We start from the raw sequence: 22,770 nt of genomic DNA, 5'->3' as shown, positions 1-22,770 counted from the left end.
CGGTTAAGGTACGTATCGTGACAGCTCGAACGCTCATTGCTCTCGACGTGATGGGTGGGGATCGGGCTCCCGATATCGTTGTAAATGGTGCGCATATTGCGCGCGAACGCTTTCCCGATGTCGATTTTCTGATGGTCGGTGACGAGGCGAAAATTCGCCCGTTGCTCGACCGCCTACCAGGCCTTGCGAAGGTTTCTCAGATTCTGCACACCGATCAGGCAGTGCGGAGCGACGAGAAGCCTTCCGTTGCCTTGCGTTCGGGCCGCAAAAGCTCGATGCGCCTGGCCCTGGATGCCGTCTCCAAAGGCGATGCCGCTGCTGCCGTTTCGGCAGGCAATACCGGCGCCCTCATGGCGATGGCCAAGCTTTCCTTGCGTATGCTGCCGGGCATCGACCGCCCCGCCATCGCCTCCTTTTTCCCGACCCAGCGCGGCGAGAGCGTCATGCTCGACCTTGGCGCGAACGTCACCTGCGACGCTGACAATCTTGTGCAGTTCGCTCTGCTCGGCGATGTGTTTGCCCGCACCGTCCTTGGACTTGTCGCCCCTTCCATCGGCATCTTGAATGTCGGCGAAGAGGAGATGAAAGGCCGCGAGGAAGTGCGCGAGGCGGCTATCCGCCTGCGCCGCACCCATCTGGCCCCTCGCCTGCATGGTTTTGTCGAAGGCGATGATATTCCCAAAGGTACCGTCGACGTCATTGTGGCGGACGGCTTCACCGGCAATATCGCCCTGAAGACGGCGGAGGGAACTTCGCGTCTCGTCGGCCATTTCCTGAAAGAGAGCATTCAGAGCAATCTGCTTGCGAAGATCGGTTATCTTTTCCTGCGCCCTGCCCTGACGCAGTTCCGCAGCCGGATCGACCCGCGCCGTTATAATGGCGCTGTGTTCCTGGGTCTGGGCGGCATCGCAGTCAAGAGCCATGGCGGCACCGATGCGCTGGGCTTTGCCAATGCCATCGGCGTTGCGGTCGACATGACGATCAACGGCTTTATCGAAAAACTGCGCGCGGAGTTGGAACAAGTGCAGTCAGTGCTGGCGCAAACAGGCGACGACGCGGTCGCCGAATGACCATTCGCTCGCGTCTCGTCGGTACCGGCTCCTATCTGCCGGAGAAATGCCTAACCAACGCCGAACTCGCGACCCTCGTCGATACAACTGACGAATGGATCGTCCAGCGCACCGGCATCAAGTGCCGACATATCGCTGCCGAAGGCGAGTTCACCTCCGATCTGGCCGTGAAGGCTGCCGAGCGTGCGCTGGCAGCCGCCGGTATCGAGGCCTCGGCCGTCGACTGCATCGTGCTGGCAACGACCACGCCCGACCGTACCTTTCCGGCGACCGCCGCTATCGTTCAGCAGCGCCTGGGGATAACCCAAGGGTTCGCGCTGGATGTACAGGCCGTCTGCGCCGGATTCATCTATGCCCTGTCGGTCGCCGACAATTTCATCCGCTCCGGCCAGGCCAAGACGGCGTTGGTCATCGGGGCAGAGACTTTCACCCGTCTGCTTGACTGGACCGATCGCGGCACCTGCGTGCTGTTTGGCGACGGCGCAGGCGCGGTGGTGCTACAGGCCTCCGAAGGAAGCGGCAGCACCGAGGATCGCGGCATCCTGACGACCCACCTGCATTCGGACGGTCGTTATAACGACATTCTCTATGTCGATGGCGGTCCGTCGAGCACCAAGACCGTCGGCCATGTCCGCATGGAAGGCCGCGAGGTGTTCCGTCATGCCGTCGTCAATCTGGCGGCTGTGGTCGATGAGGCCTTAAGCGCCGTCAACCTGCCTATCGAGGCTGTGGATTGGCTGGTTCCCCATCAGGCGAACCTGCGAATCATCGAAGGCACCGGCAAGAAGCTGGGCATCGCGCCGGAGAAAGTGGTCGCAACCGTCGACCATCACGCCAATACCTCGGCGGCATCGATTCCGTTGGCTCTCGACGAAGCTGTTCGTGATGGCCGCATCAAACCGGGTCATATGGTGCTGATGGAAGCCATCGGCGGCGGTCTCGCCTGGGGCTCGGCCTTGGCGCGAATCGGCTGAATACCTACAGTTTTGCTACAGTTTACCCCAGCCCCGCACCTATGGTTGCGGGGCTGTCTCGTTCCAGCTGGCAAGACCGCGATCTTAATCCTATATATAGCTCAAGCAATTTCTGGCATCCTCTTGGAAACAATTGGAATTGACTAGAACTTTCCCCACTTGCTAGGGTTCATGTTGAGGGTTAGGGGGAATGGGTATGGCGGAAGAAACCGTTACACGCGCCCAATTGAGTGAGGCCGTCTATCACGAGGTTGGCCTCTCGCGGAATGAATCCGCGCAGTTGGTCGAAACGGTCTTGAACGAGATTGCCGAGGCTTTGACGCGCGGCGAGATGGTCAAGATTTCGTCATTTGGCAGCTTCCAGGTCCGCCAGAAGGGTCAGCGCATCGGGCGCAACCCCAAGACGGGCGAGGAAGTTCCTATTCTACCGCGACAGGTCCTGGTGTTCCGGCCGTCGCATGTTTTGAAGGCGCGCATTAACGGCGAAGAAGCTGTTGATAAGGGGTATGAAGAATGAGCATCGCCGAGGCCAGCGATAATAGTGGCCGCCGTTCGGCCTCTAAATCGGCCGCCGCCTTTCGGACGATCAGCGAAGTTGCGACCGAGCTGGATGTGCCGCCCCATGTCTTGCGCTTCTGGGAATCCAAGTTTCCGCAGATCAAGCCGCTGAAGCGTGGCGGCGGTCGGCGTTACTATCGTCCCGAGGATGTGGATCTGCTGAAGCGGATCCGCGAGCTGCTCTATCAGGACGGCTACACGATTAAGGGCGTTCAGAAGCTGCTCAAGTCCCCCGGCGCCAAGGTTCTGCCCGGCGAGGATGACGACGGCCCCGATATGGTCGACGGCAGCGAGCTGCCGATGGCCGCGGCCCCTGCCCCGGTTGTCCATCAGCCCGAGCCGCGCCTGCCGACGCTGGCGCTGGCCACCCCGTCCGCTGCGCCTACCCTGGACGCCGAGAGCCGCATGGCGATCGAGGATGTGGTTGCCGAGCTGGAGATGATCAAAAGCCTGCTGCTGGCCCGCTAGAAGCCCCGGCATGGACGTTTTGTAGGGCCGCCCCAAAAGGGCGGCCTTACTGTTTCTGGTATATCGCACTTTTATGTGTATCAAGCTGTTGCAGCCTGTCGATCACGTCGCTATAGTCCGGCCCACATTGACCGGGCGGCAACGTCCGGACGGTGCAAGGTCGGAGCGTAGCGCAGCCTGGTAGCGCATCAGACTGGGGGTCTGGGGGTCGCAGGTTCGAATCCTGTCGCTCCGACCATTTATCCCCAAAGGGTCATCAAGGGGCCGGAACTCACGTTCCGGCCCCTGATCTTTTTTGGGAAAAGCCCGGCAGCTCCCACCCATAACGAAAAAGGGGAAACCACAAAGGACATTCCCTCAAAAATTGTGCTAATTAGTAGCTAGCACTGCTTCAATTGGCGCTCGCATGACCAGAAAACCCACTTTATCGGCAAAAGAAAATCCGCTCGATGAGCAGATAGATCTTCCACCTCTATATAAGTATGTATCGCTTTCCAGAGCGCTTCAGATCTTTCGGGATCGCGAGATCAGAATGACGCAACCGCGTTTTTTAAACGATCCACACGAAATGAGCATAGAAATAAATCCAGAGACCTTAATTAGAGAATACTATCAAAGCATCATAAAAAATCTTGGCTATCCACCCAAGAAAGCAGCCGAAATGGCTAAAAGGGGACTATTAGATTTATCTCTGGATATTGTTAACGATATAGTCAAAAAAAGAGAATCCTTCGGAATTCTTTCCTTATGCGACAGCCCTGACAACATGCTCCTGTGGGCCCACTATGCAAACGAGCATAAAGGGGCTGTAATAGAAATAGATATTTCAAAAATTTTAACTCAAGAAATTAACGATGATGACATTCAGTGTTTAGCAGAAGTTCAATATGAAGAAAAAAGAATAGATTACATTGCAAAAAAAATCCGCCCCTGGATGACATTAATTTACAAAGGGTCTTCTTGGTCATATGAGCGCGAGTGGAGATTAATAAAATCCCTCACTCTTCTAAAAGAGAAAATCCCTGATATCTTCGTCGCAGAAATTCCTCCTACCGCTATCAAGCAGGTATTTCTTGGAGCTCGAGCCGAAGGTCCAGAGGAAGAGGCCATCCTCAATTTATCATCAATCTCTCCAGACTATCAGCACGTCAAAATTCATAAAGCCATGTTCAGTAGCGAACTTGTTGGTTTAGATTTTCGTCCGGCAGAAAAATATGGATGGACCATACTGCATGGTGAACACCATTTTGGAGATCAATGGCGTGAAGTTCGGCAATGGATCAATTTTGATAAACTAGAACAAGCAGAAAAAGGAATCGGGCTTCTGTAAGCTTGAACTTCAGGAATTTGGAACTATGTTGCAAATAATAACAAAACATAGACACACCTGAAAGTAGACTTGATGCCTTTCGACTCTCTTGTTCCGATTAATGACAATATCCCTCAAAGCCTTACCCAAGATCTCGTCACCCAAGTTCAGAACTTGCACGAACAGGCCGATGCTCTTGCTGGGATTCATGGCGAGCTGCGGAGCGCCGCGCCGATCCTGATCCAGGAACTCGACGCAATCGCCGATGCTTTCCGCAATTTTGCCCAGCTGATGGCGGACGCGCGCACCGCTGACGGCGCGCGCTAATCCGGTCTAGGCCGCGATCCGCGAAGATCGCACCTGGCTCAGGAACCCGCCCACCTGTCCATTGAGCTCGTTGGAGCCGATGGAGAGTTGGCGGACCCCACCCAGGACGGTTTCGGCGGCTTTACCCGCCTCGCCCGCCGCAGCCCGCACGTCATCGAGGCGCGCGGTCATGGATTGGGTTGAGCTGGCGGCCTGCTGGATATTATCGGCGATCTCTCGCGTGGCCCGCTGCTGCTGTCCAACCGCATCGGCAATCGCGCCGGTGATGTCGGAGACGCGGCGCACCGTCTCGCGGATCGCCCCGATTTCCCCGGCCGCCTTGCTGGTTTCCGCCTGGATAGAGGCCACCTGGGCCGAGATCTCGTCGGTTGCCTTGGCGGTCTGCCCGGCGAGGCTTTTGACCTCGCCCGCAACCACCGCAAAGCCCTTGCCTGCATCCCCCGCCCGCGCTGCCTCGATGGTCGCATTAAGGGCCAGGAGATTGGTCTGGCGGGCGATGTCGTTGATCAGCTTCACCACCGCGCCGATGCGTTGCCCCGCCTGGGCAAGGCCCGCGATCACCTGATTTGTACGCTCCACATCCGCCACAGCCCGTTCGGTTATTATGGTCGATTCCGCCGTTTGACCAGCGATAAGCTCGATGGAGTTCGTCAGGGCGTCGGTCGCCGCCGCCGCCGTTTCCACCGTGCGGCTGGCATCGCGCGCCGTTTCCGTCACCACATCCGCCTGCTGGGCGGCCCGCTCCGCCGTCGAGGCCATACCTTCCGCCGTCTCCCGCATGCGGTCGGTCGAGGCAGTAACAGTATCGACGACGGATTTCACCCCATGCTCAAACTGATCGGCCAGCATGGTCAATTGCCGCTGATAGGTGCGTTGGCCTTCCTCGATATAGACGGTAATGGCGAAATCGATATCCAGGCCGATAGCCTGATTGATGGCTTTGATCCCGGCAACAGCGGCCTTGGAGTTTCGGCCATAGTGATTGACCGTGACCTCCACCAGCTCGTTCAGCGCCAGGATATAGCCGCCGATATACCAGCGCGGCTCCAGACCGATACGTTCATGGGTCCGGCCGATGCGCTGCACCCGTTCGATATAGGCATCATCGAACTGGGCATCGAGCAGCTTCTGCCAATGCTGCTTCTGCATCTCACGGGCGTGACGGCGAGTAGCCTCGTTCTTGAACAGGGCCGATAGTTCAGGGTGTTTTCCAAGGTGGTTATAAAATTTATCGAGGATCCGGTCGAGGTGCCCGCTGGCGACGGCTCCCACCTCTTTCAAGGCCTTGATGGCCTCCGCATCCGATCCAATGAACTCGAGACGTTGGCGCAAAATATCCGGTACCATCGGATGAGCCCTCCCCGACTTTCCAATTTCGTTGAACGGCATTCAGGCAACATTCGAAGAGCAGTCCCGCTCGTTAGAATGGCGGAACCGTCACAGCGAGTCCGTAATTAGGTACCCTAATATGCATAAAATGCAAACCTATCCTGCGTAAATGGACGAACTTCTTCAGCAATCCAATTGTATGCAAACAAAAAGACCCCGAGTCGCCTCGGGGCCTTCTCTAATGCATCTGATAAAAGATAACAGTTAAGCTTTACCCGCCAACATCTTGATAATGCCGGAAAAGTCAGCCCCCGCGTTCCCCTCATCGCAATAGCGTTGATAGAGATCCTGTGCGGCCTTGCCCAATGGTGTGCTGGCGCCCGAGGCCTCGGCAGCTTCTTGGGAAAGCTTCAGATCCTTCAACATCATGGCAGCGGCAAAACCGGGCTGATAATCGCGGTTGGACGGTGCGGTCGGCACCGGGCCCGGCGCGGGGCAATAGGAGGTCATGGCCCAGCATTGGCCGGACGCTTTGGAGGAGATGTCGAACAGCGTCTGAGCGTCCAGCCCCAGCTTCTCGCCCATGGCGAAAGCTTCACTGACGGCGATCATGGAAATGCCCAGGACCATGTTGTTGCAGATTTTCGCCGCCTGCCCGTTGCCGGACTGGCCAGCATGCACGATGGTCTTACCCATGGCCCCCAGGATCGGCAGAGCCTTACCATAGGCGGCATCCGGCCCGCCGACCATGAAGGTCAGGGTTCCGGCGGCTGCCCCAGCCGTGCCGCCAGACACCGGGGCGTCCAGCATGGCAAAGCCCCGATCGGCCGCGATGCTCCCGACCATGCGGGCAGTTTCTACATCGATGGTGGAACAATCGATCAGCAGAGCGCCCGCAGGCGCGCTATCAAACAAGGTGCCATAGACGGCCTTCACCTGCTGACCGGCTGGCAGCATCGTGACGACGACATCGGCATCCTTGGCAGCCGTGCCGGGCGAGTCGGCCTCCTTGGCACCGGCTTCCTTCAGCGCGGCAACGGCATCGGGATTAAGGTCGAAAACGGTCAGGGCATGCCCCGCCCGTACCAGATTCAATGCCATCGGGCGGCCCATGTTTCCAAGGCCGATGAAGGCGATCTTGCTCATAACAGACGTCCCCCACTTCTTCGCTTTTTTTGGTCGTTCAACTACCCGAGGATAAGCTCGTTCTCCGGCAGCGGCAGGAAATAATCCGCGACATCGTCGCCGCTCACCTCGTCCAGGCTGGCCGGATTCCAGTTCGGCTTGCCGTCCTTGTCGATCAGCAGGGCGCGGATCCCTTCATAGAATTCGCCGCCCTGCATGAAGCGCTGCGTCATGCGATATTCGCGCTGGAACACTTCCTCAATGGAAAGGTCGCGCCCGCCCCAGATCTGTTCGAATGTCACCTTCAGGCTGGTCGGCGACTTGGTGGCGAGGATTGCGCGTTGTTCCTCGGCCCAGGGGGTATTTTCGATCCGCAGGGCGGCCAGGATCGCCTCGATGGACCCTAGACCGAAACAGCGGTCGATGGCCGGGCGGTGGGGCGCCAGCATGGCAACCGACAGCACGCGCTTCTGGAACTCGGCCAGTACCGCATCGACCCCCGCCTTATCGGCCGGACTCCTTTCGAGCAGCGCCGCCTTCACGGCGTCGAAGTCCTCATCCTTCACGATGTGAGTCGCATAGCCGACGTAAAAAGCATCCTCCGACCCCAGGCGCGCGCCGGTCAGCGCCAGATACATGCCCGTCGCGCCGGGGCAGCGGGTCAGCATCCAGGTGGCGCCTACATCGGGAAACAGGCCGATGCCGGTTTCCGGCATGGCGAAGGTGAGGTTCTGCTCTGCCACTACCCGGTGGCTGCCATGGACCGACAGGCCGACGCCCCCGCCCATGCAGATCCCCCGCACCAGCGCCACGAAAGGCTTGGGGAAGGTGTGGATCAGATGGTTGAGGGTATATTCCTCGGCAAAGAAGTCGGACGGCAGACGGCTGTCCGGATCCCGGGTCGCCATCGCCACCGCGCGCACATCGCCGCCTGCGCAGAAGGCCCGCTCGCCCGTCCCTTCGATCAATATGAAATCGACCTCGGGATCCACCGCTGCCGCGCGCAGGGCGGGCGTGATGGCGCGGATCATCTCCAGCGACAGAGCGTTCAACGCCTTGGGGCGGTTGAGCGTGATGACAAGGGCGCCGCGGTCGCGGGTCAGCAGAACGTCTTCGGTCATGGAAGCTTCAAGCTTTCAGCAAGTTGCGGGCGATGATCAGGCGCATGATCTCGTTGGTGCCTTCCAGGATCTGATGCACCCGGACGTCCCGGAAGAAGCGCTCGATCGGATATTCCTTGATGTAGCCATAGCCGCCGTGAAGTTGCAGCGCCTGATTGCAGACCTCGAACCCGATATCGGTGGCAAAGCGCTTGGCCATCGCCGCATGGGTGGTCGCCTGTGGGCTGCCGCTGTCCAGGGATACCGCGGCCCGATGCACCATGAGGCGCGCCGCCTCTAGCTCCGTCGCCATATCGGCAAAGCGGAACTGCAGCGCCTGGAAATCACTCAGGCTTTTGCCGAACTGCTTGCGGACCTGCATATAGTCGCGTGTCGCCTCCAGGCTGGCGCGCGCCCCACCCAGCGAGCAGGCGGCGATATTGATGCGCCCGCCATCCAGGCCTTTCATCGCGAACTTGAAGCCGTCCCCCTCGTTCCCCAGCAGGTTTTCCGCCGGAACCACGCAGTCTTCCAAATTCACCATGGCCGTGGGTTGGGAGTTCCAGCCGAGTTTCTTTTCCTTCTTGCCGAAGCTAAGCCCCTTGGTGCCCTTTTCGACGATGAAGGTGGAAATGCCGCCCGCACCTTCCCCGCCCGTGCGCGCCATCACGACATAGACGTCAGATGTCCCGCCACCGGAAATGAAAGCCTTGGTGCCGTTCAGAATATAGGCCGCATTGCCGTCCTTCACCGCGCGGGTGCGCAGGCTGGCGGCATCCGACCCCGATCCCGGCTCGGTCAGGCAATAGCTGGCGAAACTCTCGCAAGACAGCATTTTGGGCAGCAGACGCGCCCGCTGCTCGTCGTTACCAAAGCTGTCGACCATCCAGCAGGCCATGTTGTGGATCGAAAGATAGGCCGCCGTGGACACGCAGGCCGCCGCCAGTTCCTCGAAAATAATCGCGGCATCGAGGCGGGTCAGACCCGAACCGCCGCTTTCCTCGCGCACATAGATCCCCGCGAGGCCAAGCTCTGCCAGCTCGCGCAGGGTATCGACCGGAAAGATCTGCTGCTCGTCCCATTCAGCGGCATGGGGGGCCATTTTGGACGCGGCAAAATCGCGCGCCATCGCCTGAAATTGGCGCTGCTCTTCCGTCAGCTCGAAATCCACGCTACATCCTCCCCCTAGAGGTCTTTGAAGGCTTGACGCGCCTGTCAGCGGTTTACCGGCTCTTTTCGGCCAGCTCTTGGCAAGAACCGTCGCCGTAACTTGCCGCGCACGTCAAGTGCCAGTTGGTTAAATGAGGTCGTTGCCATGTCCCGTCCGCAGAGTTTTCCGCTCGCTCCCTTTCCCTATTCGCGCCCGCGCCGCACCCGCATGCAGCCCTGGAGCCGCAATCTGGTGCGCGAGAACAGGCTGTCGCCCCATGATCTGATCTGGCCGGTCTTCATCGTGGAAGGCACCGACCGTGCGGTGCCGATCAATGCCATGCCGGGTCAATCGCGCCTCTCCATCGATCTGCTGGTGAAGGCGGCCGAGAAATGCCGCGACCTCGGGATTCCCGCCATGGCGCTGTTCCCCTTCGTCGAACCCGACAAGAAGTCGGAAGCGGCCGAGGAAGCCTGGAACCCCGATGCCCTGATGCAGCGCGCCATCCGCGCCGTCAAAGCCGCCGTGCCGGAAGTCGGCCTCATCTGCGACGTTGCCCTCGACCCCTATACCACCCACGGCCATGACGGGTTGCTGGTCGACGATGAAATCGACAATGACGAAAGCATCGATGCCCTGGTCAAGATGGCCCTGGCCCAGGCCGAAGCCGGTGCCGATGTCGTCGCCCCGTCGGACATGATGGATGGTCGCATCGGCGAAATCCGCGAAGCGCTGGAGGATGACGGGCATGTGAATACCCTGATCCTCTCCTATGCCGCCAAATTCGCCAGCGGCTTCTATGGTCCGTTCCGGGAGGCACTGGGTGTTGTCGGCAACTATGGCCCCCAGGGCAAGTCCACCTATCAGATGGACGCGGGCAATGGCGACGAGGCTTTACGCGAAGTCGCGGCCGACCTCGAAGAAGGCGCCGACTGGGTGATGGTGAAGCCCGGCCTGCCCTATCTCGATGTCTGCCGCCGGGTGAAGGATGCGTTCGGCGTGCCGACCTTCGCCTACCATGTGTCGGGCGAATATTCGATGGTCAAGGCCGCCGCCGCCGCCGGTTACATCGACGGCGACCGGGTGATGATGGAAAGCCTGCTCTGCTTCAAGCGTGCTGGCTGCGACGGCATCCTGACCTACGCCGCCATCGAGATCGCGGAGAAGCTGCGGGGGTAACGCCCCTACAACCTGTCGCCCTGACCGCGAGTTAGGGTGACAGGCTTTGCCGCTATAGCCTAAACTCGCTTCGCCATGCGCCTCTACACACTTATCATCACCGTCTTTTGTCTTGCTGGTTTCCCGGCCTTTGCGGGGCCTTTAACCAAGCGGGAAACCTCCGATCTGCGGTTCTGGCAGACGGGTGATTTTTCCGAGGATAATAGAGAAGTAGCGGAGCGCGGACGCATTGCAAAACACGCGACTAATGTCAGAAAGACACCCGATAGCCTATGGCTAAAATTACGCGACAAAGGATGGCGCGAGTTTCCATTTGACCCGGTTCCTGATGATGACAGTTCAACCCTTGGGTTCAACTACGTCTTCCTGACTCATATAGCCTCAAAACACGGCTATCTTATTGGTATCCTCTATTATGAGGGCCTTGACTACCTCTGGATCGATGATCGCAATGGCCAGGTGACGCAATTCTGCTGTACCGCACCAATCTTTTCGCCTGACGGCGGCCGAATGCTGATCCTAGGCAGTACGGCTGAGGGCGAAGATTCAGAGTACACCCGGCTTTATAAGCTTCAAGATAAGCGGATGGTGTTGGATAGGCAGTGGTTGATTCCAGGCGGTGACGTCGCGTTGATCTCCTGGAACGATGACAGGCTTCGGTTAAAACCACGCTATGCGAGTCTCGAGGGAGTTCCTTCCATCACGCTGAACCTTTCGACGGGAGTGTTGGAGTGAAAGCCCTGATATTGATTTGCATGGGCCTGCTACCACTCCCACTGCAGGCAACGCCCTTGAGTACAGCTGACGGGCAAACTCTCGCCGTCCTACGCAAGCTTGATTTAAGCACCCGCGCTCTGCGCGAAGAGGAACCGCAGCGGCTGGCACAAAATGCTGACCGGGTCCGTAAACTTCCCCACAGCATCCAGCTCAATTTGGACAGCAGAGGTTGGCGCAAATTCAACTTCATCCCGCTGGAAAGGGATCTGACAAATCAGGTCATCGCTTACGAGTATGTTTTCCTTGCACATCTGCGATCGCAAGGCGCATTTCTGCTTGCCCACATCAAAGCCGGTCGACTGAATTATCTCTGGATCAATGATCAGACCGGGGCTTCTGAATGGCTTGACAGAATACCTTATATTGCGTCTGACGAACAATAAATGGTCTTAGTCCGCCTGGATCGATCAGACGGGAAGCCTTGTACTATAATAAGTCATTGGTAGTCTGCCATCATGCGCCTACGCCCCGGAAGTTACATCGAAGCCGCCGCCTTGCTGTTCGATCTGGACGGCACCCTGATCGACTCGAGCGGAATCATCAACGCGCTCTGGCGGCGCTGGGCGGAGCGTCATGGGCTCGATCCCGCTCCCATCATCGCCGCCTCTCCGGGGCGCAGGATCAGCGATACGGTGGCGGAATTCCTGCCTGCAGGCGCGGTCCTGGACGATGAAGTCAATTGGATCGGCGAGCGGGCACGGACCCAGCCCGAGGGGATCGTGGCGATCCCCGGCGCTCTCGATCTGGTGCAGACCCTACCCGCCCACCGCTGGGCCGTGGTAACTGCCGCCAGCCGCCCGGTTGCTGAACAATGGCTGCAAGCCGCCCATCTGCCGGTGCCGAAGGTACTGATCACGGCCGAGGATGTCGAACGCGGCAAGCCCGATCCCGAAGGTTATCGCCTCGCCGCCCAACGCCTGCGGGTTCACCCACGCGACACGGTGGTATTCGAGGATTCGACCAGCGGTATCGCTGCCGGTCGCGCCGCCGGATCCCGGATCGTGGCGCTTGCCACCACCCTCACGCCCGAGGCCTTACAGGGCGAGGATTGGATCGCGGACTATACGCCGCTGGCCTTCGACACCGACGAAGGCGACTTTCAGATCCGTCTCAGGGTCTATTGAGCCAGTCGCCCACCAGCTTGATCTGATCGGGCTGCATCAGGGATGGCGCATGGCCGCAATCCTTGATTTCCGCCAGCGCCACCTTGGGGGGGCTCGCTACCATGCCCAGGGCCGTGGCGCGCGGCAGCAGGGCGGATCGTTCGCCGCGCAGGATCAGCGTCGGCACCGTCACCTTGCCCCACATGTCCCAGAGATTGGCATCGACCGGCGGCTTGCCGGTGAAGGCGCCATAGATCTGCGGGTCGAAATGCAGCGTCAGCTTGCCGTCTTCGAGCGTGCGGACCGAGGTTTCGGTCAGGCGCCGCCAGCCCGCATCGTCGATGGGACCGAAATCGGCATGGCGGGCACGCAGATGCGTTTCTGCTTCCGCCATATCCGCAAAGACGGGCGAAGGATCGGCACCCCAGATGCCGGTCAGGCTTTCCTTCGGAATGAAGGCCCCTACATCATTCAGGATGAGCCGCCCAACGCTGCCGGGCACATGGGCCGCCAGCGCCATACCGATAATCCCGCCCATGGAGGTGCCGAGCCAATCGACGTTGGAGAGGCCTCGGGCCTGCAGGAAGGCGGCAGCCTGAGCCAGGTAATTTGGATAGTCGTAGAGGGCCGCCTCGGGCAGCCAGCCCGACTTGCCCCGCCCGGCCACATCATAGGCGATGACTTTCCGGTTCTCCCCCGCCAGCGCCAGGGCCAGCCGCTCGAAATCATAGGCATTGCGGGAAAGCCCATGGACACAGACCAACGGCCGCCCTTCCCCGACTTCAAAGCCCGCGATCTTGAGGCCGCCCGGTAGGTCGACGGTGAATTCGGTAAGCTGCATTGAGGACTCGACGTCAGAGAGGAAGGGCTGGTGGATGAGATGGTAGGAGCGCGCAGCACAGAAGCGCAGCGTACGTCACGTACGTGAGCATTCGAGCAGCGTAAGCGACGCACCAGATCGCCGCCAGACCTTCCTCTCAAATCTCCAGCGGTTCGTCCTCGACAGTCACATAGGCATCCGGGAAGAAGCCGTTGAAGCGGGTCGTCAGTGCATTGGAATAGGCGCCGACGCGGCCGAATTCGATCCAATCGCCTTCCTTGATGTCGCTGGGCAGGCGGATCGGCATAGGCAGCACGTCCGTGGAATCGCAGGTCGGGCCATAGACCGTGAAGTCCATATGATCCTCGGCGAACTCCGGGCCTTCCAGGCGGATCGGCCGCACCGGGAAGCGCAGGCGCGCCGTGACGGTCTCCGACAGCGAGCCATAGATGCCGTCGTTGATATAGATCGTATCGCCCCGGCGCTGATGCACCTGGGTCACCAGCGACATACTGTCGGCCACCAGCGCCCGCCCCGGCTCGCACATCAGCACGCAGTCGCGGCGAAGCTTCAGCTCCTTTACGCCCGCGTCGATTTCCGCAAAGAAATCGGTCAGGGGCGGCACATCATGGCCGATATATTTGGCCGGGAAACCACCGCCGACATCCAGGTAGTGGATATCGACCTTCGCGGCCTCCAGGATCTCGCCGACAATCGACAGCGCCGTTTTGAAAGCACGCGGGCTGGGGCATTGCGAGCCCACATGGAAGGCGATACCCGCCTGGCAGCCCTCGGCCTTGATCGCCTGTAGCAGTTCCACCGCCTCGGCCTGACGCGCGCCAAACTTGGTCGACAGCTCATAAGCCGCACCGGCCGAGGGCGTCGCGATACGCACGATGATCGCCAGCCCCTCGCCGCCCGCTTCTTCCAGCACCTTGTGCAGTTCGTCCATCGTGTCGACGACAAAATGCTCGACCTGATAGACCTCGTCCGCCAGACGGATGGCGCTGCGGCCCTTGACCGGATGCATGAAGTAACATTCGGCATCGCGGAACAGTTCGCGCACCTGGGCCACTTCGGTCAGGCTGGCGGTATCGAAATGGCGCACCCCCGCCTCATAGAGCGGGCGCAGGATCAGCGGGTGCGGATTGCATTTCACCGCATAAAGCACCCGGCCGTCGAACTCTTCCAGGAAGGAGGTCGCAACCCGCTTCACCACATGCGGGCGCATGCAATAGACGGGATAGCCAGGCTTCAGCGCCCGCACCATCGCCACCGCATCCGGGTAACGCGGTTGCACCGGGCGGCGGCTTTTTTCAGGCGGAACAACAGCTTCGAGGGGATCTTGCGGCAGCGGCTCAACGGACATCCGGGGTCCTTCCTTGACGGAAATGCTGAACTATCCTGCGCGGACAATGCGGCAATCCCTGGGCGTAACGCAATTGCCACCGTGTGAAGCTTGCGTGAAGGCAATAAATAGTGCATCCGCGCTCCCTCGCCGGACGGATGCACGACTCATTAGTTCAACAGATCATTCGCTTGCAATTGATCCATTAAACTAATGAGTCAGACGTTCCTTTGGATTGGTCAGACCGCCTCTCGCGCGGCATGCTGAGGCCCCCGTGACAGGAGCTTTGCAGCCATGACCAATATTCTCGCCCTCCCCACCATCAGCGCCCGCCTTGAAGCCCTGGGCCACAAACTGCCGGAAGCGGCAGCGCCGGTGGCCAACTATGTCCCGACCACGCAGATCGGATCGACCCTGTTCGTAGCGGGCCAGATCAGCATAGAGAACGGCCAACCCGCCGTGCTAGGCCTGCTGGGCGACGGCATCAGCCTGGAGGAAGGCCAGCGCGCCGCGCAGCTCTCGGCCCTCGGCGTCATCGCCCAGATCGCCAAGGTCGTGGGGAACGATGCCCGGCGCGTGAAGCGTATTGCCAAACTGGGCGTCTTCATCGCCTCCACCGCTGATTTCACCCAGCATCCGCAAGTCGCCAATGGCGCCTCCGACCTGATGGTGGCGGTATTCGGCGATGCCGGGCGCCATGCCCGCGCCGCCGTCGGTGTCGCTGCCCTGCCGCGTGGTGTGGCGGTGGAGATCGATGCCATCGTCGAGATCGCCGATGCTTGATATCGCAAGCATCCGGGCCGATGCGCCGGGCGTCGCGAACGTCCGGCACTTCAATCACGCAGGCGGCTCACTCCTCTCTGCCCGCACCCTGAAGATCATCACCGGCCAGTTGGAGCGCGAGGCGGGTTTCGGCGCCATGGAAAGCCAGCCGCCGGCCGCCGAAGCTGTCGAAGTCGCCCGTGCCACCGCAGCTCGCCTGCTGAATGCCGACGCATCGGAAATCGCCTTCACCAGCAGTAACTCCGCGGCCTATGGCCTAGCGCTGGCTGCCCTGCCGCCGCTTCAACGCGGGCAACGCATTCTGGTTGGGCGGCAGGAATGGGGCGGCAATCTTTCGAGCTTCGAGGCCAAGGCCGAAGCGGCGGGCGCCACGGTGGAGCAGATCCCCTGCCTGCCTGACGGCAGCGTCGATGCGGGCGCCCTCAAGCATATGCTCGATAGCCGGGTTGCGCTGGTCGCCCTCACCTGGGCACCTGCCAATGGCGGCTTGCTGAATGATGCCGAGGCGGTGGGCGCCGCGCTGGCAGGCAGCGGCATTCCCTATTTCGTCGACGCGGCCCAGGCGATTGGTCAGATCCCGGCAGACGTGCACAAAATCGGCTGCGATGTCCTGACCGCTGCTGGGCGGAAATATCTGCGCGGGCCGCGCGGCACCGGGCTGCTCTATGTCCGCCAGGGTTTTCTCGACCGGCTCAATCCGGCCTATCTCGACGTTATCTCCGCCCCCTGGAACAAAGGCCCGCAGGTGCGCCCCGATGCCCGCAGGTTCGAGACCGCCGAACGGTCCCTCGCCCTGCTGATGGGGTTCGGCGAAGCGCTGCGGCAGGCCGAAGATTATGGCATCCCCGCCATCCGCCAGCGCATCCAGACCCTATCGGAGGATCTGCGCACCCGCCTTGCCGGGATTGAGGGCGTGAGTATCGAGGATCTAGGCGCCATCCGCACTGGCATCATCTCCTTCCAGATACGCGGCTGGCAGGCCGTCGAGGCCATGCAGGAACTCGCCCGGCGCCAGATCAATGTCGGCGCCAACGGCCTTGCCTATACGCCCTTCGATATCGGTGCACGCGGGCTGCCCGACCTGATCCGCGCCTCCGTCTCCTATCTCAATACCGAGGAGGAGCTTGCGGAGCTGGTTGCAAATGTTCATGATATGTCCCGCATGAGGTGAGCTTGGGGACGGGAGTGGGATGCGTACATCGAAGGATCTGCCGCCGCTGATCGCCCTGCGGGCCTTCGATGCCGTCGCCCGCCATTTGAGTTTCCGCAAAGCGGCCGAGGAACTGCTGATCGGCCAGAGCGCTGTCAGCCATCACATCCGCGCGCTTGAGGAAGACCTCGGGCTGCCGCTGTTCGAGCGGGTGGGACGCGGCGTCGCGCTCACCTCCAGCGGCGCAGCCTATCATCAGGCGGTGACCAACGCTTTCGAAGGACTTGCGACGGCGACGCGCCAGGCACGGGCGCTGGCCTCGCCGGACAAGCTGACGGTGACCACAGTCCCCTCCTTCGCCAACTACTGGCTCGCCCCGCGCCTCGGGCGGTTTCTGGCGGCCCATCCGACCGTGGAACTGTCGCTGCGGCCCGGCCTGGATGTGGTGGATATGGACAGCGGCGCGGCAGATATCGCCATTCGGTATGGCGGGGGGAACTGGCCGGACGGTACGGCGAGCCTGCTGATCGGCGAGCAACTGGCGCTGGTCAGCGCGCCTAAATTCGTCTTCACCCATGAGCAGATGCGGGACTGGAGCTTTCCCGTCGCGGTCGCCCGCCATCAGGCAGATTTCGACGTCTATCGCGAGACGGTCCGGCAGCCCCCGATCCGGCTGACCAACGTGCTGCAGGTGGATGATTATACGAGCGTCGTGTCGCTGGTGGAAAATGGCAGCGCAGTCACCATGGGGCGGCTGCAACTCTTAAGCGACAAACTGGCGGCGGGCAGCCTGGTGCTGCTGGCCAACCAGCGGACGGCGGCTCCCCGGAACCATGGCCATTGGGTCGTCCTGCCTAAGCGCGATCCCAAGCCGGTCGCCCTGCTGTTCGCAAAATGGCTGGAAACCGAGGCTAAAGCCTCGCTGCGGCCGGTGCGGGTCGGATGACCATTAGACGCAGCGGGTATCGCTTTCAAAGTAATAACCCGCGCCGGTGATCATCATGAACACACGCGAGAGATCGGGCGCCGGATGCACATCGCCCAGCGCCGCAATGAACATCTGCCGCGCCGCCTCGATATCATTGCCGTTATAGATGACGGTGGTATCGGGCAGCTCTTTCAGCTGGCCCTGCCCGTCTTTCAGACATTTGAAGAACCCCTTCTCCAAGAGCTTCGCCTTGAAGATTTTGTGGTTCTGCTTGATGTCATAGGTAACCAGGATCGCCATGATCTTCCCCGTTCTAGGCGGGCGATATTATAGAGATGTCACAGCACTTGGGGAAGATCGGCACAGAAGATTACAGGGAGTTAATGTCCGTTGAATTGCTGTCCGCAAGCAATGTTGCACCTCTCCTCTTGCGACCTTAACGGACACAGATTCTGTCAATTTCCAGATGTCCGTAGGGGTATAAGCATATGGACACCCCACCCGCCTTACACCCCTTCCATCATCGCAACCGTAAAGACACAAGAAGCATGCCAGCATGCTCAGTAATGCACGTCGCTAGATGGAAAGAGCCACCCGATGGGGGGGGAATTTGTTGTGTCGGGTGGTATAAATACCCCCACGGAAAAATGCGTCATATTGGAATGGGCAATTTTTGAAGTTCTAGCAATGCGTACACGACCGTCGTTTGATAAGCTAAGCCATGCAAAGTTTAGATGATTCTCGCTTACTCGTAAGGATAGGCGCTGCTGTGCGGGCGCGCCGCAAGGAGTGCGGCCTTTCGCAGCATCAACTTGCCTTACTCTCCGGTCTCGATCGAACCTTTGTTGGGGGTGTGGAGAGGGGTGAACGAAATTTGTCAGTGATTACCTTACACCAAATCTCAAAAGCTCTCGATGCCAGTATCACGCTCTTTCTGCAGGATAAATGATGATAGATTCTTTGATATCTAAATTAAAAGAAGCGAGAGAACGAGAAGACATAGACCCCGCTGATCTTGACGAAATATTAGGCGTAGGACCAGGCTGGATTGAGACTTTCGAAGCAGGAAAAACCACACCGACAGTCGATTTTATATTGGCAATAATCCGGTCTCTAGGCATGGATATTGCCGATGTTTTTAAGGACATAGATAAATCAACAGCAAAATCCATACTAAGCAGAAGCATAGAAGTAGAGAATAAAAAATCCCATGGCGTTAAAGGTGCTGAAATGCGCTTTCGCTATAATAGTTATCTTGCTAAAGTATTTATTCCCAGCGCAAATGAAGAGACCTTTGAGAAGGTCAAGAAAACTTTTCGGGATAATCTTGGCGCAGGGCGCAAGACAGAAGCTGTTGTTGAAGCCTTCATGCAACTGGTGTCGCTATGGCCGCGCGCCAATCCATCGGATATATGGTGGTTCATGATGCAGCGCTTATATTCAGACCCGTATTTCCATCCCGCAACCGAAGCGCATAGGGACTTTGGGCAGAGTTGGAAGCGGACAGCGGGTTGGGCTCTTGAGCGGATAATAGTTGAGCACTATCGAGAACGACTGCTCAAGAGTGACATCGAGATCGGCATATTCCGGCGAGAGCAAGTCACCGAGTTTTTAGAGGCCATGAAGCTCAACTTCCATGCCGAGGCTCACAAAGCCGACATACTTTTACTTGATACCTCCGGACGAACAAAGCAATGCTTCGGCGTTGCTCACGTTAAGGCAAGCATCGCGGAACGCCGGCAGAATGATCAGAGTTTCAGCAGCGCACTCCTAAGCAAGAATTTCTACTCTCCATTTGTGACAATGGATTGCAAAAGCGCACCATCTTCAAAACCCCACAACAAAGGTGAGTTTGGTCTACCTTTAGATGATGCAGATGACCGCAGGGGCGATAAGCGGAAAGAGTTTGAGGAGGAGGGATATTATTCCGGTTGCTATTCGTTCAACTCAAACACGATACCCACTCCCGTTGGACAGAAGGCCACAGCACGAATCTTCGTCATAAACTTTCAAACCGCTGATGATGCTTTCACTAAAGGCGCGGTCGCCGCAAGAAATCGGCTTCATCGAGGCTGACGCATCTGGGGGTGATACTTTTTAAGCGCCTCGTTAGACGCATGGGCGTGAGTTGGGTCTATTTCGAAGCCGATATAGGAGCAGTTAAGATCTCTAGCCGCAAAGCCTGTGGTGCCAGACCCAGAAAATGGATCAACCACAAGGACGCTCTCGCCCAGATGGCCATAGGCCTCAATGCATCTGGTAGGCAGTTCTTTAGGGAACCTTGAGTAATGACGTTCGCCGATTGCTCTTTCATTTGCAAATTCCCAGACTGATTTAACCGGGGGGCTAACCCTGAAACGGTGCTGGTCTGTTTTGGAAAGAAGGAAGATTGGCTCATGTCCTCTGTGAGGCCTTCGGCATCGTCCTTCAGGCATAGGATTGGATTTCTTCCAGATTACCTCCCCCCTAAACAAGTAACCATTCTCACACAACGCAAACACTAGCCTCATAGGCAGGCCAAGTAGATTGCCATAGCTCAGCCAGCCGCTCTCTTTTTCAACGAAGGCTTTTCTGGCTTTGCGAGGTTTTGTATAGGCGGTGTTTAACGGTGATAGCCCGTCTTGCGAGTGGCCTAGGGAGCTATATTCGTAGTCTTCGTAACGCCAGTTGATTGGGGTGTTGTAGGCGTCACCAAGATTGATCCAGAGCACGCCCTCATTTTTCAGTTTTGGAAGAAGCTTCTTGAAGACATTTACGAGAAAACGCAGGTAGTCGCGAGGATCGTCCTCCACGCCTGCGCCATAAGAGAATCTCTGGCCCCAGTATGGTGGGCTTGTCACAATTATGTCCACTGATTGGTCTTCGAGAGTGTCAGCCAACTCAAGGCAATCACCACAGCGCACGAAATCCGCCCTTGCAAGCATGAGCCCCCCATAAAGACGCATATAATCATCAAACCGGTCTGGTAAGATTTATAGCGTTCACCCCCGAAGTCAAGCGATGGGTCGAACTAACAGTTTCGGCGTGGCCAAATTTTTCTAACGAAGGTCGCTGAATTAGCTTCCAGCATTGGATGCCTACGTCAATCAGCTGTCAGAAACTGTGTCGAAAATTCATCGACAAGGGCGCTCGCGCGCCCATGAGGAACACACATTGCCATTGTGTGACCTTCCAACTTGTGCAACGCAAGAGACGCAAAAGAGGGACATCCTGTCCCCTTCCCGCCTTCGGACCTAACGGCAAGCTGCCGATTTCGGAGTGTGGTGGGTGACCCTGTCGCGCCCACCATCTCGCCGAGCGGCCACCTCCCCACCGCATAAACCTTGACCCCGGCCTCGCAACAGGACAAAGCACCTCCTTATGCGAGTCTGCCGATGAAGATACTCTTTGAAAAAGCCGGGGCGCGGTATTCCGGGCGGGTGGTGTTGGAGCCGCTGTCGCTGGAGCTGTCCGAGCGCCGCATCGGCGTCATCGGCCTGAATGGGTCGGGCAAAACCACCTTTTCCCGGATGATCAACGGGCTGGTGCTGCCATCGTCGGGCCGTGTCCTGACGAACGGGCATGATACGGCCAGCGATGGTGCGAAGGTGCGCGCCGCTGTCGGCTATATCTTCCAGAACCCGGCGAACCAGATCGTCCTGCCGCTGGTGAAGGACGATATCGCGCTTGGCCTCCAGTCGCGGCGATTGGGAAAAAATGAGGTGGCGCTGGCGGTTGCCGCAGTGCTGAAAAGGCTGGGCGTTCCCCATCTGGCAGAGCGCCGGGCGCATGAGCTTTCAGGCGGCGAAGTGCAACTGGCGGCACTCGCCTCGGTTCTCGTTACTGCGCCGGAGATCGTGATCATGGACGAGCCGACCAATCAGCTCGACCTCCGCAACCGGAATATCGTGGAACGCACCATCCGTGATCTGTCCGAAAACGTGATCGTCATCAGCCACGATCTGTCGCTGCTGACGGGCTTTGACCGCGTCCTCCTCTTCCATGAAGGCCGACTGATCCGGGATGGACAGCCGGAAGAGGTCATCGCGCATTACCTGACGCTGGCCGCATGAAGTTCGATGCGGAGAATGATACCGGCGCGCTGGGCAAACTGCCGCCAGCCGTGAAGCTGCTGGCGCTGTTCGTCCTCAGCATCCTGCTGTTTGCGACGACCTCGCCGAGCGTGCTGATACCGGCGGCGAGCCTGGTGCTGATCGGATCCCTGCTCCTCTGCCCCAGCGCGGTCTGGCAGTGGCTGCGGTCCTGGGTTCTGCTGTTCACGATTGCGGTTGTCGTGGGGTGGACCGCCTATGCCCAGAGCCTCGACGCTGCCCTCGTTACCTTCACGCGGCTGACCACCCTGACCCTGCTCGCAACGCTGGTTACGACAACGACCAGGATTGCAGAGTTTATCGACACGATAACCACCCTCGCCCGCCCTCTGGAGAGGATCGGCATCGGCAATGCCCGGGATATCGGGCTGGCCATCGGTCTTGCGATCCGCTTCATTCCCGAGGTGCAGGCGCGCTACCAGTCGATAGCGGACGCCCATCGCGCGCGGGGCCTGAAGATGCGGCTTTCCACAGTGATTGGACCGATGGTGATCGGCACGCTGCAAAACGCCGAAGAGATCGCGAACGCCATCGACGCACGCGGCATCCGCGCCACAAAAACCCACGATCAGACATAGGTTATAAAGAGTGCAGACTAAATCCCTGGTCCTCATCGCTCTGTTCACTGCGATCATCGTCGTGCTGGGCTTCATCCCCCCCATCATGCTGGGATTCATCCCCGTCCCAATCCATGCCCAGAGCTTAGGTGTTCTGCTGGCCGGCGTGGTGCTGGGCGCACGGGGCGGCCTTTTTTCCGTCCTGCTGCTGATGGTGCTCGTCGCCATCGGAATGCCGTTACTCGCGGGCGGCCGGGGTGGGCTCGGGGTCTTCACCAGCCCCACAACGGGCTATCTGATTGGATATCTCCCCGCCGCCTTTGCCGCAGGCTGGATCGCTGCCAGGGTGGCCCGCAGCACCAGCGGCGGCTGGAAACTTTTTGCGGGCTTCTTCCTGGCCGGCGCCGTCGGCGTCGCCCTGGATCACATCTTCGGCATTGCCTGGCTGATCGGCTATTCTGGCCTGTCGCCTAAAAGCGCAATCGTCGGCGATCTGGCCTTCGTGCCCGGCGACTTGATCAAGGCAGCCATCGCCGCCTACGTCGGGCAGTTCGTGCAGGCCAACTTCGGTAATCGTCTGCGGGGCGGCTGAGCTTCCGGGCCAAGGGGCGAACTTGACGCGCA

Annotated in this window: 26 protein-coding genes and 1 tRNA gene; 19 read left to right on the top strand and 8 right to left on the bottom strand. The window is 59.2% G+C overall.

All coding sequences use genetic code 11. The annotated features are described in order from the left end of the window. Positions 1-17: 17 nt before the first annotated feature. The 7 genes from plsX to ACFSM5_RS05880 all read left to right on the top strand — a co-directional run bounded on the left by plsX (position 18) and on the right by ACFSM5_RS05880 (position 4,706). Positions 18-1,070 carry a phosphate acyltransferase PlsX gene (plsX, locus tag ACFSM5_RS05910; RefSeq protein WP_379875372.1) on the top strand — a complete coding sequence of 351 codons (1,053 nt, stop codon included), beginning with the start codon at positions 18-20 and terminating at the stop codon, positions 1,068-1,070. Further along, positions 1,067-2,044 carry a beta-ketoacyl-ACP synthase III gene (locus ACFSM5_RS05905; protein ID WP_379875371.1) on the top strand — a complete coding sequence of 326 codons (978 nt, stop codon included), beginning with the start codon at positions 1,067-1,069 and terminating at the stop codon, positions 2,042-2,044. The genes plsX and ACFSM5_RS05905 overlap by 4 nt, the downstream gene beginning before the upstream one ends. 196 nt (positions 2,045-2,240) lie before the next feature. Further along, a complete protein-coding gene (locus tag ACFSM5_RS05900; RefSeq protein ID WP_379875370.1) occupies positions 2,241-2,561 on the top strand; it encodes an integration host factor subunit alpha in 321 nt (106 codons plus the stop codon). Further along, positions 2,558-3,070, top strand: a complete 513-nt coding sequence (locus ACFSM5_RS05895; protein WP_379875369.1) for a MerR family transcriptional regulator — start codon at positions 2,558-2,560, stop codon at positions 3,068-3,070. Before ACFSM5_RS05900 ends, ACFSM5_RS05895 begins: the two co-directional genes overlap by 4 nt. A 161-nt stretch (positions 3,071-3,231) precedes the next feature. After that, a tRNA-Pro gene (locus ACFSM5_RS05890) sits at positions 3,232-3,308 on the top strand. Between the two features lie 168 nt (positions 3,309-3,476). Then, on the top strand, positions 3,477-4,400 hold the full coding sequence (locus tag ACFSM5_RS05885) for a DUF2971 domain-containing protein (RefSeq protein WP_379875368.1): 924 nt from the start codon (positions 3,477-3,479) through the stop codon (positions 4,398-4,400). 72 nt (positions 4,401-4,472) lie between these two features. Further along, positions 4,473-4,706 carry a hypothetical protein gene (locus ACFSM5_RS05880; RefSeq protein ID WP_379875367.1) on the top strand — a complete coding sequence of 78 codons (234 nt, stop codon included), beginning with the start codon at positions 4,473-4,475 and terminating at the stop codon, positions 4,704-4,706. Positions 4,707-4,712: 6 nt separating this feature from the next. On the opposite strand, the gene ACFSM5_RS05875 is transcribed toward ACFSM5_RS05880, so the two are convergent. The 4 genes from ACFSM5_RS05875 to ACFSM5_RS05860 all read right to left on the bottom strand — a co-directional run bounded on the left by ACFSM5_RS05875 (position 4,713) and on the right by ACFSM5_RS05860 (position 9,431). Next, a complete protein-coding gene (locus tag ACFSM5_RS05875; RefSeq protein WP_379875366.1) occupies positions 4,713-6,053 on the bottom strand; it encodes a protoglobin domain-containing protein in 1,341 nt (446 codons plus the stop codon). 246 nt (positions 6,054-6,299) lie between these two features. Beyond that, on the bottom strand, positions 6,300-7,181 hold the full coding sequence (gene mmsB, locus ACFSM5_RS05870; protein WP_379875365.1) for a 3-hydroxyisobutyrate dehydrogenase: 882 nt from the start codon (positions 7,179-7,181) through the stop codon (positions 6,300-6,302). Positions 7,182-7,222: 41 nt separating this feature from the next. Beyond that, the gene (locus tag ACFSM5_RS05865; protein WP_379875364.1) at positions 7,223-8,281 is read right to left on the bottom strand and encodes an enoyl-CoA hydratase/isomerase family protein; all 1,059 of its coding nucleotides are present in this window, start codon (positions 8,279-8,281) and stop codon (positions 7,223-7,225) included. 7 nt (positions 8,282-8,288) lie between these two features. Continuing rightward, the gene (locus tag ACFSM5_RS05860) at positions 8,289-9,431 is read right to left on the bottom strand and encodes an isobutyryl-CoA dehydrogenase (RefSeq protein ID WP_379875363.1); all 1,143 of its coding nucleotides are present in this window, start codon (positions 9,429-9,431) and stop codon (positions 8,289-8,291) included. Positions 9,432-9,575: 144 nt separating this feature from the next. On the opposite strand from ACFSM5_RS05860, the gene hemB reads away from it, so the two are divergent. From hemB to ACFSM5_RS05840, 4 genes are all read left to right on the top strand, one after another. Then, a complete protein-coding gene (hemB, locus tag ACFSM5_RS05855; protein ID WP_379875361.1) occupies positions 9,576-10,589 on the top strand; it encodes a porphobilinogen synthase in 1,014 nt (337 codons plus the stop codon). 75 nt (positions 10,590-10,664) lie between these two features. Next, complete coding sequence (locus tag ACFSM5_RS05850) at positions 10,665-11,324, top strand: hypothetical protein (RefSeq protein ID WP_379875360.1); 660 nt, start codon at positions 10,665-10,667, stop codon at positions 11,322-11,324. Further along, positions 11,321-11,749 carry a hypothetical protein gene (locus ACFSM5_RS05845; protein ID WP_379875359.1) on the top strand — a complete coding sequence of 143 codons (429 nt, stop codon included), beginning with the start codon at positions 11,321-11,323 and terminating at the stop codon, positions 11,747-11,749. Before ACFSM5_RS05850 ends, ACFSM5_RS05845 begins: the two co-directional genes overlap by 4 nt. A 72-nt stretch (positions 11,750-11,821) precedes the next feature. Next, a complete protein-coding gene (locus ACFSM5_RS05840; RefSeq protein ID WP_379875358.1) occupies positions 11,822-12,490 on the top strand; it encodes an HAD-IA family hydrolase in 669 nt (222 codons plus the stop codon). Here the strand turns inward: ACFSM5_RS05840 and ACFSM5_RS05835 are convergent. Then, positions 12,477-13,310, bottom strand: a complete 834-nt coding sequence (locus ACFSM5_RS05835; protein WP_379875356.1) for an alpha/beta fold hydrolase — start codon at positions 13,308-13,310, stop codon at positions 12,477-12,479. The two genes, ACFSM5_RS05840 and ACFSM5_RS05835, sit on opposite strands and share 14 nt — an antisense overlap. Before the next feature lie 136 nt (positions 13,311-13,446). After that, positions 13,447-14,658, bottom strand: coding sequence for a type III PLP-dependent enzyme (locus ACFSM5_RS05830; protein ID WP_379875354.1), 1,212 nt, complete (start codon positions 14,656-14,658; stop codon positions 13,447-13,449). Between the two features lie 273 nt (positions 14,659-14,931). On the opposite strand from ACFSM5_RS05830, the gene ACFSM5_RS05825 reads away from it, so the two are divergent. From ACFSM5_RS05825 to ACFSM5_RS05815, 3 genes are read left to right on the top strand one after another with little or no spacing between them, the layout of a single operon-like run. Further along, positions 14,932-15,420, top strand: a complete 489-nt coding sequence (locus tag ACFSM5_RS05825; RefSeq protein ID WP_379875351.1) for a RidA family protein — start codon at positions 14,932-14,934, stop codon at positions 15,418-15,420. Next, complete coding sequence (locus ACFSM5_RS05820; protein WP_379875349.1) at positions 15,413-16,591, top strand: aminotransferase class V-fold PLP-dependent enzyme; 1,179 nt, start codon at positions 15,413-15,415, stop codon at positions 16,589-16,591. The genes ACFSM5_RS05825 and ACFSM5_RS05820 overlap by 8 nt, the downstream gene beginning before the upstream one ends. Before the next feature lie 19 nt (positions 16,592-16,610). After that, positions 16,611-17,516, top strand: a complete 906-nt coding sequence (locus ACFSM5_RS05815) for a LysR substrate-binding domain-containing protein (protein ID WP_379875347.1) — start codon at positions 16,611-16,613, stop codon at positions 17,514-17,516. A gap of 3 nt (positions 17,517-17,519) precedes the next feature. Here ACFSM5_RS05815 and ACFSM5_RS05810 read toward each other — a convergent pair whose 3' ends face one another. Continuing rightward, positions 17,520-17,798, bottom strand: coding sequence for a hypothetical protein (locus ACFSM5_RS05810; protein WP_379875346.1), 279 nt, complete (start codon positions 17,796-17,798; stop codon positions 17,520-17,522). A gap of 421 nt (positions 17,799-18,219) precedes the next feature. Between ACFSM5_RS05810 and ACFSM5_RS05805 the strand changes: the two genes are divergently transcribed. Both ACFSM5_RS05805 and ACFSM5_RS05800 read left to right on the top strand, forming a co-directional pair. After that, positions 18,220-18,447 carry a helix-turn-helix domain-containing protein gene (locus ACFSM5_RS05805; protein ID WP_379875345.1) on the top strand — a complete coding sequence of 76 codons (228 nt, stop codon included), beginning with the start codon at positions 18,220-18,222 and terminating at the stop codon, positions 18,445-18,447. Then, positions 18,447-19,574 (top strand): helix-turn-helix domain-containing protein, encoded by a 1,128-nt coding sequence (locus tag ACFSM5_RS05800; protein WP_379875344.1) that lies wholly within the window; start codon positions 18,447-18,449, stop codon positions 19,572-19,574. Before ACFSM5_RS05805 ends, ACFSM5_RS05800 begins: the two co-directional genes overlap by 1 nt. Here ACFSM5_RS05800 and ACFSM5_RS05795 read toward each other — a convergent pair. Further along, a complete protein-coding gene (locus ACFSM5_RS05795; RefSeq protein ID WP_379875592.1) occupies positions 19,562-20,422 on the bottom strand; it encodes a DNA-methyltransferase in 861 nt (286 codons plus the stop codon). The genes ACFSM5_RS05800 and ACFSM5_RS05795 overlap by 13 nt on opposite strands. A 450-nt stretch (positions 20,423-20,872) precedes the next feature. Between ACFSM5_RS05795 and ACFSM5_RS05790 the strand changes: the two genes are divergently transcribed. From ACFSM5_RS05790 to ACFSM5_RS05780, 3 genes are read left to right on the top strand one after another with little or no spacing between them, the layout of a single operon-like run. Further along, positions 20,873-21,550, top strand: a complete 678-nt coding sequence (locus ACFSM5_RS05790; RefSeq protein WP_379875343.1) for an energy-coupling factor ABC transporter ATP-binding protein — start codon at positions 20,873-20,875, stop codon at positions 21,548-21,550. Further along, positions 21,547-22,167, top strand: coding sequence for an energy-coupling factor transporter transmembrane component T (locus ACFSM5_RS05785; RefSeq protein WP_379875342.1), 621 nt, complete (start codon positions 21,547-21,549; stop codon positions 22,165-22,167). Before ACFSM5_RS05790 ends, ACFSM5_RS05785 begins: the two co-directional genes overlap by 4 nt. Before the next feature lie 10 nt (positions 22,168-22,177). After that, positions 22,178-22,738 (top strand): biotin transporter BioY, encoded by a 561-nt coding sequence (locus ACFSM5_RS05780; protein WP_379875341.1) that lies wholly within the window; start codon positions 22,178-22,180, stop codon positions 22,736-22,738. Positions 22,739-22,770 lie beyond the last annotated feature (32 nt).

Source organism: Lacibacterium aquatile, from assembly GCF_042683105.1.
Lineage (GTDB): Bacteria > Pseudomonadota > Alphaproteobacteria > Elsterales > Elsteraceae > Lacibacterium > Lacibacterium aquatile.
Note: the sequence above shows the minus strand (reverse complement) of the source record. Positions and strands in the feature narration are given on the sequence as shown.